Here is a 15,196-nt window from a genome sequence, read left to right as displayed (position 1 = left end):
TTCCCTCCAGCCACAGAAGCAGCAGGTAGAAATCTCAACTCCGAAAATAAATGTTATGGCAGAAGTCGACCAGTGACGAAGCAAAATGTGCTTAGGCAAACACGTCGATCACGCGAGCAGCGTTGCTCTCGTCAATGAAATCATCGAGGCATGCGGGCAATAACATCCATTGCCCACGATCCGCCTCTTCGAAGGGCCTCATCAATTCCCCACCCAAATCACGGGAGAAGCATAACAGCCGCACAGCGTTTTCACATAGCCAGGGCCAGGCCAGACTCGGAATTGGTGGCTGCAAAGGTTTTGTCCGGTTGTCCTCCAGAGGCCGAAATACTGTCCGGATGAGCTTGGCGCTCATCGCCGCATCGTTTGTCTGGGGCGTGATTATGCAAAGGTCTGGCAACCCTGGCTGGGTGGTCCTTGCGCTTGACCATGTACTTGGCAACGCTTGATTGCGCGACCTCGAACCCAAGCTTGAGCAGTTCGCCATGAACATGCGGTGCTTCCCACAGCGGATTCCCTCCCGTGAAACTACGGAGTCGCGCAAGCTCTCTCGACGTTAACCGAGCCGCCCAACGTTAATTCGCGACTTTGCTTGTCCAAGAACACTAAACCAGCGAAAGCTGCGGCGCTGTTCTGTTGTGGCCCGAGCGATGAAGCGGATGAAGTCGGAATTACCCGAAGAGAAATGACTGGCCTGCAATGGGACCGGACTTGAACCGGTCAGCATTGTCATCTGCTCGCCCTCCTGGCGGCCGAGGGTACGGCAGGCAAGGTCAAATTTTTTCCGTACTAGTCAGGGCTGCCCGCTTTGCCCCCAACCGCCACCTATTGGTCGGGATGGGTGACTGGCGGCGGTGCTTTTGTGCGGAGGGCCCGAGACGCATCGCTCGTAGCAATCTCGTAGAATTCCCTTGCGCTACATCAAGAACATATTTGCCCATCGCGCTAGAAAGGCGCTGTGGCCGAACAACCCTGCCTATCTCCAAAGGCTGTTGAGATTATGAGGCCCGGTCTCCTAGCCACACCGGGCCTCGCTTCGTCCGAGCAGGAGGCTCGCATGCCTACAAGCAGCTACGCAGACGATTCAGGATCAGCCGTGCACTACGCGTTGGAAACGACCCATGCCATAGCCGTATGCCCTTTCCAGTTGGACCTGACGATCCGCGTTGGTAATGATGCCGCCGAAACCCATGCCTTTGCGCGTGCAAGAAAGCTTGTCAAGAGCGACGGCACCAAGTGGGACAGAGAGGTTCTGCGGAAGGAATTCGGACGAAACTGCGGAGGGCGGCTGACCGTTACTGTCCTCACTACGCGCCTTTGGGCGACCCGGAGCTATAAGACCGTGATGTTCGGCTCCGGTCAGCTCCACAGGACGGCAGCAGCCGGAGGCGAATGGCCCCCTGCAGGCCGTGTCCAATTGGCATCGGCTGCAAAAGCTCTTGGCGCTTCGCGCTTTCACCGCTCAATCTCCTCGTGCGGGTAGAATGCGCGCATAACCGCATCATCCCGCGTGCCTCTACCGAGACACGCTCAGCCCCGATAGGGCGGCTCGCCTTGGATAGGCTTACCGCCACAGGAAGAGGTAAGGCCAATTACTGCCTCAACCGCAGGGATGCATTTACCTGCTTTCTCGACGACGGGCGCGTCCGCATGTCGAACAACGCCGCCGAACGCAAACTATGGGCCGTCGTCGTAGGAAGGAGAAACTTCGACTGTCGCCGGACTCATGAGCGCGGTGAGCGTGGGCTGCGATCTACTCCCCTTATTGTCAGCGCCGAGCTCAGCGATATCGATTCACGAAGCAACTTAGCAACACGCCGGATTGCTTCCTCGCCGTTCCTCGCAAAGAAGGCGATCAGAAGTTTCGCTGCGCGCGGAACTCGAGCAGGAACGTATCCTGGTCCTTGAACTCGTAGCGTGCCAACGGCTTCGGCGAGGACGCGCCAAGCACGGCGGATCCCTTGAAATTCTGGTCGAGGTGGAACCACTGGAATTCGGCCGTGAAGGTCAGGTTCTTGACCGCGGTCCAGCGGGTGTTCACGCCGAGCTGCGAGATGTTGAAGTCGGGGTTACAGACGTAGTCCGCGCTGACCGCCTTGGCCGGCGTGGTGTAGTTCGCGCACATGAAGGCCTTCGCGGCACCGTCATAGCGGACCGCCACATACGAGCCGAACAGGCTCGACGACCAATACGGGTCCCAGTTATGATTGAACGCCCCGCGAACGCCAAAGGTCTCCGTCAGATGCAGCGAGCCGTCGCCGCCGGCCGCGACCGGCAGATAGACGGCATCGGTCGTCGCACCGAACCCGATGCTCTGATAGGCGCCGGGCGCGCTGGTGCTGCCGAACATGGCAAAGCTTGGCGAGGTTGAAGACGACGAGACGACGTACTTCGTCGCGCCCTTGGCATAGCTCGCGTCCAGTTTGAGGTCGTCACCAGCGCCGCTCGGGATGTTCTTGATCTGCAACGCCGCCTGTACGGCGCCGCCCCACGAGGTGTCGGGATGTCCGGAAAGCTCGGATGCCGCGGTCGGCCCCGCGCCCGGCAGTCCGACGGCGCCCGCCGGCGCACCGAGCGCGTTGAGGGTGTTGTAGGAGCCGCTGACTTCATGCGCCGCGGCCGAAATCTGGAACAGGCCCCAAGCCTGGTCGATGCGGATATTGCCGACGACGTCGGGCGCATGGACGCCGGCATAGGCGTTGCCCGAGTTAAACGTGGCGTTCAGCGGCAGCGCCAGATTGTAGACCGCGGTGCGATCCCAGACCGTCGGATCATCCAGGCCGATGCTGGCCGACACGCCATTGCCGAACTGCGCGGTGTACTGGATGTTGTTAACGCCAGTGTCGGTGTTCTGGCCGCCGAGCAGGAAATCCGAGATGTTGCCGGGGAAGCCCTGCCAAGGCGACGCGTAGGCCGATGCCGACTGACCAAAGGTGAAGCCTGCGAACTGAATGAAAAGGTACTGGACGGTGGTGTAACCGCCGCCGGGAGTGTCGAGCAGCTGCGCGCCGGCCACCGGAAGCGAGCCGTTGATCGAGTTCGGGTTGAAGGTGTTGTTGCCGAGCGTAGAGAACTGAAACCGGCCCATCCCGAAGGTGCGGACCGTGCCATATTCGGTCTGCGTGCGGGTATCGATTGACAAAGCCATACGGGAGCGCGCTGCGAAGTAGTCACGATAGCGGTTACCCTGGCCGATATCGCCATTCCAGGCGGGCGAGCCCTGCACGCCGCCGTTGAAGGTGGCGTCGACCCGCAGATAGCCGCCGATCTTCATGCAGGTGTCGGTGCCCGGGATGTACCAGAAGCCGGCGCCGTACAGGGAGCAGACCTTCACATACTCGACGGCCTTCGCCTTGATTGGAAGATCGGCTGCTTGCGCGCCCCCGACGGCCATCAGGCCGGCGGTTGTGCCGAGAATAAGTGTTCGCGCCCGTATCATGTTTAAAGTCTCCTAATCCCCGACATGCACACGCATGCTGACGCGGTAACTAATGCAAAAACTTCCGTGAAGAATAACAACGCGGTGAAGTCGATGCCGCCGACCGTGAGCTGTGACGTTTTCGCCACGCGACAGTTCGAAGTTCATCGAACAACCCTATTCGGTCTTTGCAGATCAGATCTGTCAGCAGAAAGTGGCGATCGGTCGCTTGCGCATCTTGCGGCGTAGAAGGCATATTCTGCACGCGTAAGTATCCGTGCATTTCCCGTGCTTTCCATGGGAGTTCAAACCTGTCGCTCCAGCTCACGCCCACCGCCGCGAGCTAGGTCAATGTCACGGCCGTCGCGGCGCTCGCGGGCTCCTCCCACCGCTACGGCGACCATTGCCGCGGGCATGTACATACCGCGCCCCCCTTTTCACATTGCCGAGCACTGATCGGAATGGCCGGTCCGGCACTTTCGATTCGCCGTCGTTCGAGGGCTCATTTACCAAGAACGTCACGACTCCACTGGGCTATGGCACGCAGAACCTTGTTCCGGTCCTTGCTCTTCATTATCTTCGCGTGGATCGCATTGAGCCGGTCGAGGATTTGGCTCGCACCGCGTTGTTGATGAAGCCGACAGCGCTTGCGAGCGGTGTCGCGGTGCCGTTACCGAATGTCGTGCTGCCAGCGCTCGTGTTGGCGAGAAAATTGACGTTGTTGGCGTAGTCCGCCAGCGTCGAGCGGCGTAGACCGTCGGCATCAGGCTTTGCGGCGCAATGCCCGACGGAAGCTCACGAGAGAAAGTACGACGTAAGAGGGCCGAGGCCGTTCATTACGCTATAAGGCTGGGGTCCGGTCGTCGTGGATCGCCTTGAGAGTTTGCGCTGCGTGCGGTCCTGGGTTAATTGCGAGATAACCCGTCCGACACTTGGCGTCGTGCTGTTGGGAAAGCCGACTGGCGGCGAAGCCGAGATTTGCTGAGCGAGTGCCGGCAACGGCCAGGAACGTAGTTGTTAGCAGCAACGAGTTCAAACGCATGAATCCTCCTCCTCAAAGAATGGGGCAGTCCTCTCGAGTCGATTTGGAATCCGTCGTACGTCAGATTCGGGACACTAGAGCATGTTCGGGTCTGATTGAGTCAGAACCGAAGCTCTCGTGGACTTTTGCGGCAAAGCGAAAAGTCAGATCGCAGGCGGTAGCCGCAGACCCGGTCGAACATGACGCGAAGCGGCTATCGATTTCGTGATCCGACGCGGCCCATCCGACGAACTCGTTTTTATGACAGGATCGGCCGAGTGATCACACGGTGGACGCGCACCGTCTCCCCTAACCCGAATAATTGGCTCATAGCCCGGAGTTGGAAGATTCTCGGCTCGATTCGGCGCCAGTTGGTATGAGATTCTGATTTTCTCCGATTCTTCTGCGACATTTGAGAAATCAGTGGATATTTGTTGCGATAACTTCTGTCTGGGACGTTGGTCATGGAAAAGACACGGTCGATTCAGTCAAAGCCGCCCTACAAGATTGATCTCGTTCGGCGTATTGACCTCACAACCTTACAGTTATTCATCGCAATTTGCGACGAAGGTAATTTGACGCGTGCGTCGCAGAGAGAGGCAATAGCGCCTTCCGCAGTCAGTAAGCGCATGCACGATCTCGAGGAGACGCTTCAGGTCGCTCTGTTTGAAAGACACTCGAATGGAATGACACTGACGCCGGCAGGCGAATCTCTGTTGCATCATGCGCGCGTCACGCTGCTCAACATCGCGAAGATCGCGGTCGACATGGCGGAGCACGCGCGGGGTGTGCGTGGACATGTGCGAATGTTGGCAAACCTGTCGTCAATCGTCGAATTTCTGCCGGACGATCTGCCCGGATTCTTTCGCTCTCACGAGTTGGTGCGGCTCGATCTTCAGGAGCGCTCCAGCGCCGAGGTCGTTCGCGGCCTCGAGGAAGGTGTCGCGGATATCGGCATTTGCTCCGCAGACGTCGCCACGCGCGGGCTGGAGCGTTATTCGTATGGAAGGGATCGCCTCGTTATCGTGGTAAGGTCCGATCACCCGCTGTCGGGCACGACGAAAGTCTCATTTGCCGATACACTGGACTACGATCATGTGGGCCTGTTCGCTACAAGCTCGATCTATCTTCGCTCGCAATACACAGCGCAACAGCTCGGCAAGTCGATCAAACTAAGGGTCCACGTCCCTGGTTTCGACGCCGTCTGCCGGATGGTGCAGGCCGGAATGGGCATCGGCTTGATCCCGAACCGGGCATTTGCCGTCTTGAGCCACGGCATGAACTTGTCCGCTGTCGAGCTGAGCGATGAATGGGCGGATCGTGAGCTGGTGCTGGTTGCCAGAGATCCCGTAGGGCTGTCGGCGACGAGTCGCTTGATGCTAGATCACCTCAGACATTCCCGCAGCACGCACTATAAAGCATTATGACTTTTCTTCGAATCGTCGTCCCGCTTCTTAGCTCTTTGTTTGAGCATGATCGTTTCACGCTATTGCTCCGCGTTTGTCGTGAGGGAAAACCTGGCCATGCTCTAGTATCGCTCTCTTCGCGTGCGTTCGTCATCTGCGAACGCTCGTTCATCAACGGATATTGGACTCAACCCGCGTTGCTCGGCAACACCTCGACAAAACAGCGTGTCGAGGAGCGCCAGAGATGGTCGGGCCGTTATCCGGTATTCGCGTTGTCGAACTAGGAACACTCATCGCTGCGCCATTTGCGGCGCGGCTGTTTGCCGAATTCGGCGCAGACGTCATCAAGATCGAGCAGCCCGGCGTTGGAGATCCGCTGCGCAAGTGGCGAAAGCTCCATAAAGGGACATCGCTGTGGTGGTATCTGCAATCCCGCAACAAGAAGTCGATCGCAGTTGATCTGAAGTCGGCGGAAGGGCGTGCGGTTGTTCGTCGCCTGGCTATCCAGGCCGACGTTGTGATCGAGAATTTCAAGCCGGGCAACCTTGAGAAGCTCGGCCTCGGCTGGGACGTGCTCTCCGCGCTCAATCCGAACCTGACCCTGGTGCGTATCTCCGGCTACGGACAGACCGGTCCTTATCGCGATCGATCGGGATTCGGCGCGATCGGTGAAGCCATGGGTGGATTGCGATTCACCACTGGCGATCCTGAGAGCCCGCCGGCACGCGTCGGTATCAGCATCGGCGATAGCCTGGCTTCGCTGCACGGCGTGATTGGAGCGCTGATGTCGCTGCTTCGGGTCAAGACAGGCCAGGGCAAGGGGCAGATCGTCGACGTCTCGCTTTACGAGAGCGTGTTCAATCTCATGGAAAGTCTGGTTCCCGAGTATGATCTCTTGGGCTATGTCAGGACCCGGACCGGCGCAGCACTACCGGGCATAAGTCCCTCCAATACCTATCCAAGCTCCGATGGGCGCTACGTTGTCATCGCCGGCAACAGCGACGCGATATTCAAGCGTCTGATGCGTGTGATCGGACGCCCTGATCTCGGTGAAGATCCGACGCTCGCCAACAACGACGGACGCGTACGGAGGAATGCGGTGCTCGACGCCGCCGTCAGCGACTGGACCTCGCAACGAACCATGGAGGAGATCCTCTCCCGTCTTGATGCGGCTGACGTTCCTGCGGGTCGAATCTATTCGGTCGCCGATATCGTGGAAGACCCCCACTACGCTGCCAGAGACATGATCCTGCCGACCGAACTCCCCGGCGGCATCGCCGTGAAGATGCCTGGTATCGCGCCAAAGCTATCGGAAACGCCGGGTGGCGTAAGGTGGCCTGGTCCGACACTCGGGCAACACACCGACGAGGTCTTGACATCGCTCGGCCTCAACGAGGAGGACATTCTGCAACTGCGCCGCAGTGGAGCGGTGCAATGACCGCCGATCTGCCGGACATTTTGATCCAGGAAGTCGCACCACGCGACGGGTTGCAGATCGAGCCGCATTGGATCGAAACGACCGAAAAGATACTGCTGATCGATTGCCTGTCTGCTATTGGCTTCCGACGCATCGAAGTTTCGTCATTTGTTTCGCCAAAGGCCGTTCCTGCGCTGCGGGATGCAAGAGACGTATTTGCCAGCATCAGACGGCGACCTGGAACGGTCTACACAGCGCTGATTCCAAATCGGAAGGGCGCCGAGCTCGCTTTGGCGGCACGGGCCGATGAGCTAAACTTCGTGATGTCGGCGAGTGAGACACACAATCGCGCGAACATGAACATGACGCATGATGGCTCGCTCACGTCCCTTGGTGAAATCATCGAACTGGCCCACGCGGCTGACGCATTGGTCAATGCCACGATCGCGACGGCGTTCGGCTGCCCATTCGAGGGAGCACAGCCGTCCGGAAAGGTCCTGGACATCGTCAAACGGTACCTCGACCTCGGTGCCGATAGCGTAACGCTCGCAGATACCACGGGCATGGCCAACCCCAATCAGGTCTCGCGATTGGTGGCAGAGGCCTTGACGCTTCTACCCTCGCACAGGCTAACGCTTCATTTCCACAACACGCGAGGCCTCGGGCTGGTCAATGTGCTCGCGGCCCATAACAGCGGCGCGCGCCGCTTCGATGCAGCGCTGGGCGGATTGGGTGGTTGCCCATTTGCGCCGGGCGCGACCGGCAACGTTTGCACCGAAGACCTGGTCAATCTCTGCCATGAGATCGGCCTGAGGACCGGCCTCGACCTCGATCGCTTGATCGACCTTTCGAAGCGATTGCCCGCATTGGTCGGACACGACGTGCCGGGCCAAGTCGCAAAGACCGGGCGTCCGATGGACCTGCACCCCGTTCCAGAACGATCGCGGCAATCCCCCGCCTGAACAACCTGCAAGCACATTTCAAAAAACATATCGGAGGAAATCATGACGATTACTACAGCGCCTGCTGTCGGTCTCGATGCGACGATCAGCGAGCAGCAAGTCATCAGCAAGATCGCCTGGCGCCTGATGCCGTTGATCATCGTCTGCTATTTCTTTGCATTCTTCGATCGCGTGAACATCAGCTTTGCCAAAGCATCGCTCCAGGCGGATCTCGGTCTCAGCAACACAGCCTATGGCTTCGGCGCGAGCCTGTTTGTCGTCGGCTACGTCCTATTTGAGGTGCCGAGTAACATGCTGTTGTATCGCTTCGGCGCCCGGCGCTGGATCGCCCGCATCATGATCTCATGGGGGCTCGGGACGGCGGCCATGGTGTTTGTCCAGAGCGAATGGCAGTTCTACACGCTGCGCTTCGTGATTGGCGCCATGGAAGCCGGATTCGCTCCCGGTATTCTCTATTATCTGACCCTTTGGTTCCCAAAATCCCATCGCGGGCGCATGACTTCGGTGTTTTTTCTCGCGACCGCATTTTCGGGCATCATTGGAGCGCCGATGTCCGGCCTCATTCTTAACTATATGAACGGGCTGCACGGTTTGGACGGCTGGAAATGGCTGTTCCTCGCCGGCGGTCTGCCATGCGTTGCCCTCGGAGTGGTCGTCCTGCTTCGATTTGACGACAGCATTGATCATGCGAAATGGCTCAGCACTGATGAGCGCCGTCTCATCTCGGTGCAATTGGAGCGGCAGAAGAATCAAATTGGCGAGCGCTCAGCCTGGCGATCGTTGCTGATGCCCGGCGTTCTGCTGCTTGGGTTCATCTACTTCCTGATCCAGATCGCGTCGTATGGACTCAATTTCTGGACGCCGGATCTCATAAAGGCGGCCGGCGGGGGAAGCGCGAGCGCGATCGGCTTCTTGACCGCCATTCCCTATGTTTGCGGCGCGATCTGCATGCTGATCGTCGGACGGCTCTCTGATGCATCCGGCGAACGTCCGAGGTTTGTTGCCGGACTTATCTTGGCTGCAGCATTCGGCTTTTTCGCCACTGGCATTTTCAACAACAACGTTCTCTTGCTGATTGGTGCGCTTGCCGTTCTTGGCGGCGGCGTGGTGGCGTCAATCCCGACATTTTGGACATTGCCTCCGAAGATACTGACGGGCGCCGGCGCCGCGAGCGGGATCGCGCTTATCAACACGCTGGGCCAGGTGGGCGGCATTGTGAGTCCGATCATGGTTGGCTCAGTCAAGGATCTGACGGGCAGCACGACGCCGGCGCTCTTTGTCATCGGCAGTCTTTGCGTGTTCTGCGCAGTGCTTTTGTTGACGGCACTTCCTCGTGAGCTCAAGTCCAAGGACTTTCACCCAGCGCCGTCTCAGTCACTTCGGCGGTGAGAAGCGATTGAATGAGGCCCACTAGCAGCACCGTCAGGTATCGCGGGACATCGAAAGTATGGGCGGCGTCGATCGTCCGCTGCGAGAGCGCTAGGTAGATCTCCGAAAGGTCGATCTGGACGGGCGATGCGCCGAGCGTCTTGAACATTGCGGCATAGAGAGCACCAGGCTGTACGCGGATCTTTAGCCCGCGCATAGCTTCCGGCGCCTTGAGCGGCTGCTCCACAGTCTCGACCACGCGCCAGCCCCACCAGCCATATCCCAGGCCGTAGACGCCCTTGCTCGGGAACTCGCTCATAAGCTGCTCGCCGACAGGGCCATCCATCACCTTGTTTGCCTTCTCCAGGTCCGAGAAGAGGAAGGGCAAATCGACCGCCATGAACTTGGAATATAGCATCTGCACGAAGCCAGACGTGTGCGCGCACAAATCGATGATGCCGGTCTGCAGACCGGTCAGCATGTTGACCTGCGTTCCAAGCTGACCGACGGTGAATACCTGGACTTCGATGGCGCCCGACGTCTTGTTCTTCACGGCCTCTGCGAAGCGCTTGGCGACCGGCATGAATGGATGGGTCGTCGTATCGGCGAAGACCAGCTTCAGCGTCTGCGCCGGCGTGTCGGCGAGCCCGGGCCTGGCGACGAACGGCGCCGCGACGGTACCGCCCAAGGCGGCCTTCAGTGCGTTTTCTACGTGAGATCGTCATTCTTTTTCCTCCCTATGTTTTTTCGTTGTTAGCGCGAGGCGGCGGTTCAGGCCGCCTCGGCAAGCGGCGTTCTGGCTTTCGCGCCCGCTTCCGCCTCCTTTACGAACCTGAGGCGAACGACCAGCACTCCGGCGACGAGCAGCGTGATGCTCACGAACGCAAGGCCCGCGTAGATGCCGCCCGTCCCATCCTTCAAAGCCCCAAACACGGAGGGTCCGACGAAACCGCCCAGGTTTGCGATGGAATTGACCGATGCGAGACCGACGGCGGCCGACGATCCGGTGAGGAAAAGCGACGGCAACGACCAGAACGGGCCGTATGGCGCGTAGATCGCCGCAGTGACTACGACCATGAGGGCAAGCAATATCCAGAGATTGCCGCTGGCGAACGACATCGCCACGAGCGCGGCGCTTGCAACGAGGAGCGGCAACGAGACGTGCCACCTGCGCTCTCCGGTCCGGTCGGAGTGCCAGGCCCACCAGATCATCACCACGGTCGCGACGGCGTACGGAAGCGCGTTGATCAAACCGATCGAGGTATCGCTGAGGTTCTGGGCCAGCCCCTTCAAGATCTGCGGCGAGTAGAATGCCAACACGTACACGGCGACGGATTTTGCGTAGTAGATGAAGGCGAGCAGCCAGATGCGTGATCCGCTAAGGCTGCGCCAGAAGGAGACCTGTCCGTACTGGACGACTTTCGCCTTTTCCTCCGCTTCGATCGTCGAGAGAAGCCAGCTCTTTTCATCCGTCGTCAGCCATTTCGCCTGATCAGGCCCGTCAACTAGCAGCCAGAGGGTCACGAAGCCTAACAGGACGGCCGGGATACCTTCCAGAATGAATACCCATCGCCAACTTGCCAATCCGAGCCAGTGAACATGATCGAGGATGAGTCCCGAGATCGGTCCGGCTATCAGCGTGGCGATCGGCAGAGCAACCATAAACAAAGCGACGACCTTCGCTCGGTCGCGCTCCGGAAACCAGTAAGTCAGGTAGAGCAGCACGCAAGGAAAGAAGCCAGCCTCGGCCAATCCCAGGACCGCCCGCGCGATGGCAAGCTGCGTGAAACTCTGAACCAATCCCGTAACGGTCGCGACGATCCCCCAGCCGAACAGGATCCGCGCAATCCACACCCGCGCGCCGAACCGCCGCATCAGCATGTTGCTCGGCACTTCGAAGAGGAAATAACCCACCGTGAACAGTCCGGCGGCGATTCCAAACTGGGAGGACGAAATGCCCAGATCGGCGTTCATCTTGAGAGCCGCGAATCCAATGTTGGATCTGTCGATGAACGCCACGATGTAGAGGAGAGCCAGAAAGGGCAGGAGACGCCATTTCACCTTTCGCATCGTGGCGTCGCGGTAACCCGTGCCGGGTCGCTGCGGGACCATGGCGGGATTGATTGCCGTTGTCGAAGGCATTCGGAGTCTCCTATGTGGCAGCCGAAGTACGCCGATCAATCGAGCCCGAGCCGCTTCAGCGTCTCGGCGAGCCCCAGCAACTCGACGGTCGTACGGCCCTGATCGAGCTCCCTTCGGAAGGCGGCCTCCTTCTCTTCGCGCGCCGCCGCACTGTTCAGCGTGGCCTCCACCTCGTTCGTCGGGACGATCACGACGCCGTCGCGATCGCCGACGACGTAATCGCCGTGATTGATCAGAACGTCCCCGATACAGATCGGCACATTGACCTTGCCGGGCTGGTTCTTCGCGGTTCCCTTGATTGACAGGCCGCGACAGAAGACCGGGAAGCCCATCTCGACGATCTGGCTTGCATCGCGGACCGCGCCGTTGATCACCAGGCCGGCCACGCCCAGCTTCATCGCGGCGTGCGTCATGACATCTCCCCAGGGGCCGGCCTCGATGAAGCCTTTCGCATCGACGACGAGAACGTCACCAGGACACACCTTCGTGAGCGCGTAATGCAGCATCAGATTATCCGCGGGCCGAATGTCCACGGTTACCGCCGGACCAGCCAGCCGCGAGCTTGGATCGATGGGCTTGATCCCGCTGTCCAAAGCGCCCTTGGCCCCCTGCGCTTCGTGGATCGTCGCCGCGCCCAGCGCGATCAGCTTCTCGATGGTGCCGTTCTTCATGTAAGTCGTCCTCAAGTTTTAAGATTGATCTCGGGCGTGTCGCTTGTGAGTAGCCATGCAAGCGCATCCTCCACGCTGGGCTCCTCCTTTTGAAGCGGCCGCCGATCGAGCCCGCGGGCGGTCCGTTCGAAGCGGGTCGCTACGCCACCAAGAACGACTGAAGGCGTCCCGTGCGACGCCATTTCCTTTTCGGCATCCTGAACTTCGTGAAGCCTTCGCTTGGCGTGCACGACGTGAGTGCGCACAAGCATGTCGAGGAAGGACCGAAGCGGGGCCTCATCGATGTCGGTCAACTGTTCGTAGAGTTGCATGCGGAGATGCTGCTTCTCCGCGCTGGTCAGCAACTCGACCGCCAGCGCCTCGATCCCCTTCGTGAACATGCTCCGAAGGATCTTGAGTGAAATCGCATCGCCGGCCGCCCCACTGGCTATCAATTTGACGCGCCCGCCGAGGGGATCCAGCAGCTCCTTGAGATCGCCGGCGCCCTCCCCCGCGACCAGGAGCGGAGTCCGAACCTTGCTGAGTGCGATGGCCCCCATGATGGCGGCGTCTACGTAGCGGACGCCGTGCCGCCGCGCCGCTTCGGCTGCTTTGCGCTTCACCTCCGGTGTCGCCGTGGTGAAATCGGCGATCGAGGTTCCTGACTTGAGTTCCGGGGCGAAGGCCTCTGCGACGACCAGCGCGGTCGCACCGGTGACGCAGGAGAGCGCCCACTCGACAGAGCCCAGGTCGGCGTCCGGATCGCTTCTGATGATCTGCCCGCATTGGGCGGCGAGTTTGGCCGCCGCCGCGGAAGGATGTTTTTCGTAGAGGACGAGGTGATGACCGGCGGCGTGGAGCGGCGCGGCGTAGCAACGTCCGACTTCTCCCAAGCCGATGATGGCGATGCGCATCTGCCCCTCCCCGAATATCTTGTTGAGCGAACGAATATACAAAAAAAATACAATACACAAGCGCTAACGCAATTACAGGCCGACAAATACGATCTCGAAAGTACACAAAATATACAATCATCGAACGAAATGAGGAGCTTCGATCTGGTTTTCCTCATCGGATTGCCTTACAGAAAGCGCGATCGGGAGAGATGCGGCCAATGGCGCGGGGACAGGATCGGGCCTACGAAACGTTGAAGCAGCGACTGGTCGGCGGCTTGTACCCACCCGGCATGCAGCTTCGCGAGGAGCCGCTCGCCAATGAATTCGGCTTGAGCCGGACGCCGATCAGAGCCGCACTCAAGCGGCTGGTCGTCGACGGCCTGGCCACGGCCGACAATGGCCAGGGAGTCCGGGCGGCCGAATGGAGCGAGCGCGACATCGAGGAGATATTCCAGATCCGGATCCTGCTCGAACCGCTTGCCGCGCAGTTCGCCGCCGAACGCGGCAACGACGCCCTCCTGAAAGAGCTCGCGTCATGCAACCGCACGATGGCCAGCGCCGTCGCGAAGCCCGGACCGCAATCAATCGTCAAAATCCAGGAAGCGAACCGTACGTTTCATCACCTTCTGCTTGATCACGCCGGCGCGCCGCGCCTGCGCAGCATTCTAGACACGCTCATCGAGATGCCCGTGATCACGCGGTCTTTCCAGCTCTACACGCGGGACGAACTAAAGCAGAGCCTTCACCAGCACGAAGATCTCACCCAAGCGATCTCGTCGAAGAACGGCGAACTGGCGCGGGATATCATGCAACTGCATCTGAGAATGTCCCACAGTCGCTTCATCCGTCATCGAAGCGCTTGGCAAAAGGACCGACCGTAGGCAAAGACCGTCCTGTCCGGTGGAACCGCCGCCGGACGACGCATTCGGCGTCCGTGCCGCAAAACTTCAAATGAAATAAAAATGGTACCGCGGACGTGAATCGAATCCGGACCCGAATAATCCGGTCCTGGTTCTGCAGCAAGCGATACCCTGCGGCAACGAGCAGAACAGATTGTCCGTCTTGCTCGCCTTAGTATCCCATTCTACGACGAGTCGGCCACACAACCAGAACTGGCGGAGAGAGTGGGAGTCAAACCCACGATTTTTCGACTATCCCGCGTCGAACAGCCGAGACTGCACGTAAGCACTCGCCCGCCTCCTGCCCTCGCAAATTCAGATCATGCACATTGCGCCACGAGCCTGCTCACGTTGGCAGTGGTGAGATTTTTCTTGATCTCCCGGTGCACACGTCGTGCACACGCCGCCCTCTAACCAGTTGAAAAACCTGAACCTTCGCTCCAGTCCATCATTGGGCGCATCCCCACCGCCGCCAAAACCGAGAAACTCGACGATGATCACCGATGGCTGGGCGTTGCCGCTGCCCTGGCTCGGCGCCGCCGTCTGCTGGGTCGCCGCGGTCACGTTCTGTGTCGAGAGTGCGGCGCTGATATTCGGTGCCTGCACCGTCGGGATGCCCGACGACATGCCCTGCACCTGGATATTTGCTGCGTTAAGGATCTGCAGCGCCGCCAGATTGACGTTGCCCGAGACGCGGATCAGGATATCGGCGGTGGCGGTTTGCCGCTCCAGCGCTTCCCGTGTCTCGTTGAACAGGCGCGCGTTCTCGATCGCGATCACGGCCTGATCGGCGAACGTCTGCAGCAACTGCACGTGATCAGCGGCAAACGCGCCCGGCTCGGCACGCGTGACGCTGATCATGCCGACGGGTGTTTCGCTGTTCATCAGCGGCGTGAACAGGACGCTGCGAAAACCGCGCAGCCTTGCCAGATCCTTGTTCAATTGCGGGACGTCGACCGTGATCGGATCGGCTTTTTGCGCCCCGACGGCCGCCATGGCGACTAAGGCAACCATTAT

Annotated in this window: 13 protein-coding genes and 1 pseudogene; 6 read left to right on the top strand and 8 right to left on the bottom strand. The window is 59.7% G+C overall.

The genetic code is table 11. From position 1 onward, the window contains the following. Positions 1 to 91: 91 nt before the first annotated feature. Together ACZIRK_RS31850 and ACZIRK_RS31845 are read right to left on the bottom strand one after the other, a co-directional pair. Positions 92 to 355, bottom strand: a complete 264-nt coding sequence (locus ACZIRK_RS31850) for a hypothetical protein (protein ID WP_130224644.1) — start codon at positions 353 to 355, stop codon at positions 92 to 94. A gap of 201 nt (positions 356 to 556) precedes the next feature. After that, complete coding sequence (locus ACZIRK_RS31845) at positions 557 to 733, bottom strand: hypothetical protein (protein WP_165435107.1); 177 nt, start codon at positions 731 to 733, stop codon at positions 557 to 559. A 659-nt stretch (positions 734 to 1,392) separates the two neighbouring features. On the opposite strand from ACZIRK_RS31845, the gene ACZIRK_RS31840 reads away from it, so the two are divergent. Next, complete coding sequence (locus tag ACZIRK_RS31840; protein WP_130224642.1) at positions 1,393 to 1,908, top strand: IS66 family transposase; 516 nt, start codon at positions 1,393 to 1,395, stop codon at positions 1,906 to 1,908. On the opposite strand, the gene ACZIRK_RS31835 is transcribed toward ACZIRK_RS31840, so the two are convergent. Continuing rightward, positions 1,856 to 3,439: a porin gene (locus ACZIRK_RS31835; RefSeq protein WP_130224640.1), complete on the bottom strand. Its 1,584-nt coding sequence runs from the start codon at positions 3,437 to 3,439 to the stop codon at positions 1,856 to 1,858. The two genes, ACZIRK_RS31840 and ACZIRK_RS31835, sit on opposite strands and share 53 nt — an antisense overlap. Before the next feature lie 1,464 nt (positions 3,440 to 4,903). On the opposite strand from ACZIRK_RS31835, the gene ACZIRK_RS31830 reads away from it, so the two are divergent. From ACZIRK_RS31830 to ACZIRK_RS31815, 4 genes are all read left to right on the top strand, one after another. Further along, positions 4,904 to 5,866, top strand: coding sequence for a LysR family transcriptional regulator (locus ACZIRK_RS31830; protein WP_130224638.1), 963 nt, complete (start codon positions 4,904 to 4,906; stop codon positions 5,864 to 5,866). Between the two features lie 223 nt (positions 5,867 to 6,089). Further along, a complete protein-coding gene (locus ACZIRK_RS31825; RefSeq protein WP_130224636.1) occupies positions 6,090 to 7,283 on the top strand; it encodes a CaiB/BaiF CoA transferase family protein in 1,194 nt (397 codons plus the stop codon). Continuing rightward, entirely contained in the window at positions 7,280 to 8,224 is a 945-nt protein-coding gene (locus ACZIRK_RS31820) for a hydroxymethylglutaryl-CoA lyase (RefSeq protein WP_130224634.1), read from the top strand. Before ACZIRK_RS31825 ends, ACZIRK_RS31820 begins: the two co-directional genes overlap by 4 nt. Before the next feature lie 42 nt (positions 8,225 to 8,266). Then, positions 8,267 to 9,613 (top strand): MFS transporter, encoded by a 1,347-nt coding sequence (locus ACZIRK_RS31815; RefSeq protein ID WP_130224632.1) that lies wholly within the window; start codon positions 8,267 to 8,269, stop codon positions 9,611 to 9,613. On the opposite strand, the gene ACZIRK_RS31810 is transcribed toward ACZIRK_RS31815, so the two are convergent. From ACZIRK_RS31810 to ACZIRK_RS31795, 4 genes are all read right to left on the bottom strand, one after another. Continuing rightward, the gene (locus ACZIRK_RS31810; RefSeq protein WP_245474593.1) at positions 9,564 to 10,280 is read right to left on the bottom strand and encodes a TRAP transporter substrate-binding protein; all 717 of its coding nucleotides are present in this window, start codon (positions 10,278 to 10,280) and stop codon (positions 9,564 to 9,566) included. The genes ACZIRK_RS31815 and ACZIRK_RS31810 overlap by 50 nt on opposite strands. 83 nt (positions 10,281 to 10,363) lie before the next feature. Continuing rightward, a complete protein-coding gene (locus ACZIRK_RS31805; protein WP_245474592.1) occupies positions 10,364 to 11,734 on the bottom strand; it encodes an MFS transporter in 1,371 nt (456 codons plus the stop codon). 35 nt (positions 11,735 to 11,769) lie between these two features. Continuing rightward, entirely contained in the window at positions 11,770 to 12,405 is a 636-nt protein-coding gene (locus ACZIRK_RS31800) for a 4-carboxy-4-hydroxy-2-oxoadipate aldolase/oxaloacetate decarboxylase (protein WP_130224628.1), read from the bottom strand. Between the two features lie 11 nt (positions 12,406 to 12,416). Beyond that, the gene (locus ACZIRK_RS31795; protein WP_130224626.1) at positions 12,417 to 13,298 is read right to left on the bottom strand and encodes an NAD(P)-dependent oxidoreductase; all 882 of its coding nucleotides are present in this window, start codon (positions 13,296 to 13,298) and stop codon (positions 12,417 to 12,419) included. 191 nt (positions 13,299 to 13,489) lie between these two features. Between ACZIRK_RS31795 and ACZIRK_RS31790 the strand changes: the two genes are divergently transcribed. Further along, on the top strand, positions 13,490 to 14,161 hold the full coding sequence (locus tag ACZIRK_RS31790) for a GntR family transcriptional regulator (protein ID WP_349645057.1): 672 nt from the start codon (positions 13,490 to 13,492) through the stop codon (positions 14,159 to 14,161). A gap of 717 nt (positions 14,162 to 14,878) precedes the next feature. Here the strand turns inward: ACZIRK_RS31790 and ACZIRK_RS31785 are convergent. Beyond that, positions 14,879 to 15,133, bottom strand: a pseudogene (locus ACZIRK_RS31785) (GAF domain-containing protein); the annotation flags it as partial. Positions 15,134 to 15,196: the final 63 nt, after the last annotated feature.

This window comes from Bradyrhizobium sp. Leo114, from assembly GCF_055229415.2.
The sequence above is the reverse complement of the archived record's forward strand: the minus strand, read 5'-3'. Positions and strand labels throughout refer to the sequence as shown.

What these genes read in the sequence shown, in the direction of transcription:
- ACZIRK_RS31820 (WP_130224634.1), top strand. Translation starts at nt 7,280, where the DNA reads ATGACCGCCGATCTGCCGGACATTTTGATCCAGGAAGTCGCACCACGC.
- ACZIRK_RS31825 (WP_130224636.1), top strand. Translation starts at nt 6,090, where the DNA reads ATGGTCGGGCCGTTATCCGGTATTCGCGTTGTCGAACTAGGAACACTC.
- ACZIRK_RS31845 (WP_165435107.1), bottom strand. Translation starts at nt 733, where the DNA reads ATGACAATGCTGACCGGTTCAAGTCCGGTCCCATTGCAGGCCAGTCAT.
- ACZIRK_RS31800 (WP_130224628.1), bottom strand. Translation starts at nt 12,405, where the DNA reads ATGAAGAACGGCACCATCGAGAAGCTGATCGCGCTGGGCGCGGCGACG.
- ACZIRK_RS31835 (WP_130224640.1), bottom strand. Translation starts at nt 3,439, where the DNA reads ATGATACGGGCGCGAACACTTATTCTCGGCACAACCGCCGGCCTGATG.
- ACZIRK_RS31795 (WP_130224626.1), bottom strand. Translation starts at nt 13,298, where the DNA reads ATGCGCATCGCCATCATCGGCTTGGGAGAAGTCGGACGTTGCTACGCC.
- ACZIRK_RS31805 (WP_245474592.1), bottom strand. Translation starts at nt 11,734, where the DNA reads ATGCCTTCGACAACGGCAATCAATCCCGCCATGGTCCCGCAGCGACCC.
- ACZIRK_RS31840 (WP_130224642.1), top strand. Translation starts at nt 1,393, where the DNA reads ATGGCCCCCTGCAGGCCGTGTCCAATTGGCATCGGCTGCAAAAGCTCT.
- ACZIRK_RS31830 (WP_130224638.1), top strand. Translation starts at nt 4,904, where the DNA reads ATGGAAAAGACACGGTCGATTCAGTCAAAGCCGCCCTACAAGATTGAT.
- ACZIRK_RS31815 (WP_130224632.1), top strand. Translation starts at nt 8,267, where the DNA reads ATGACGATTACTACAGCGCCTGCTGTCGGTCTCGATGCGACGATCAGC.
- ACZIRK_RS31790 (WP_349645057.1), top strand. Translation starts at nt 13,490, where the DNA reads ATGCGGCCAATGGCGCGGGGACAGGATCGGGCCTACGAAACGTTGAAG.
- ACZIRK_RS31850 (WP_130224644.1), bottom strand. Translation starts at nt 355, where the DNA reads ATGAGCGCCAAGCTCATCCGGACAGTATTTCGGCCTCTGGAGGACAAC.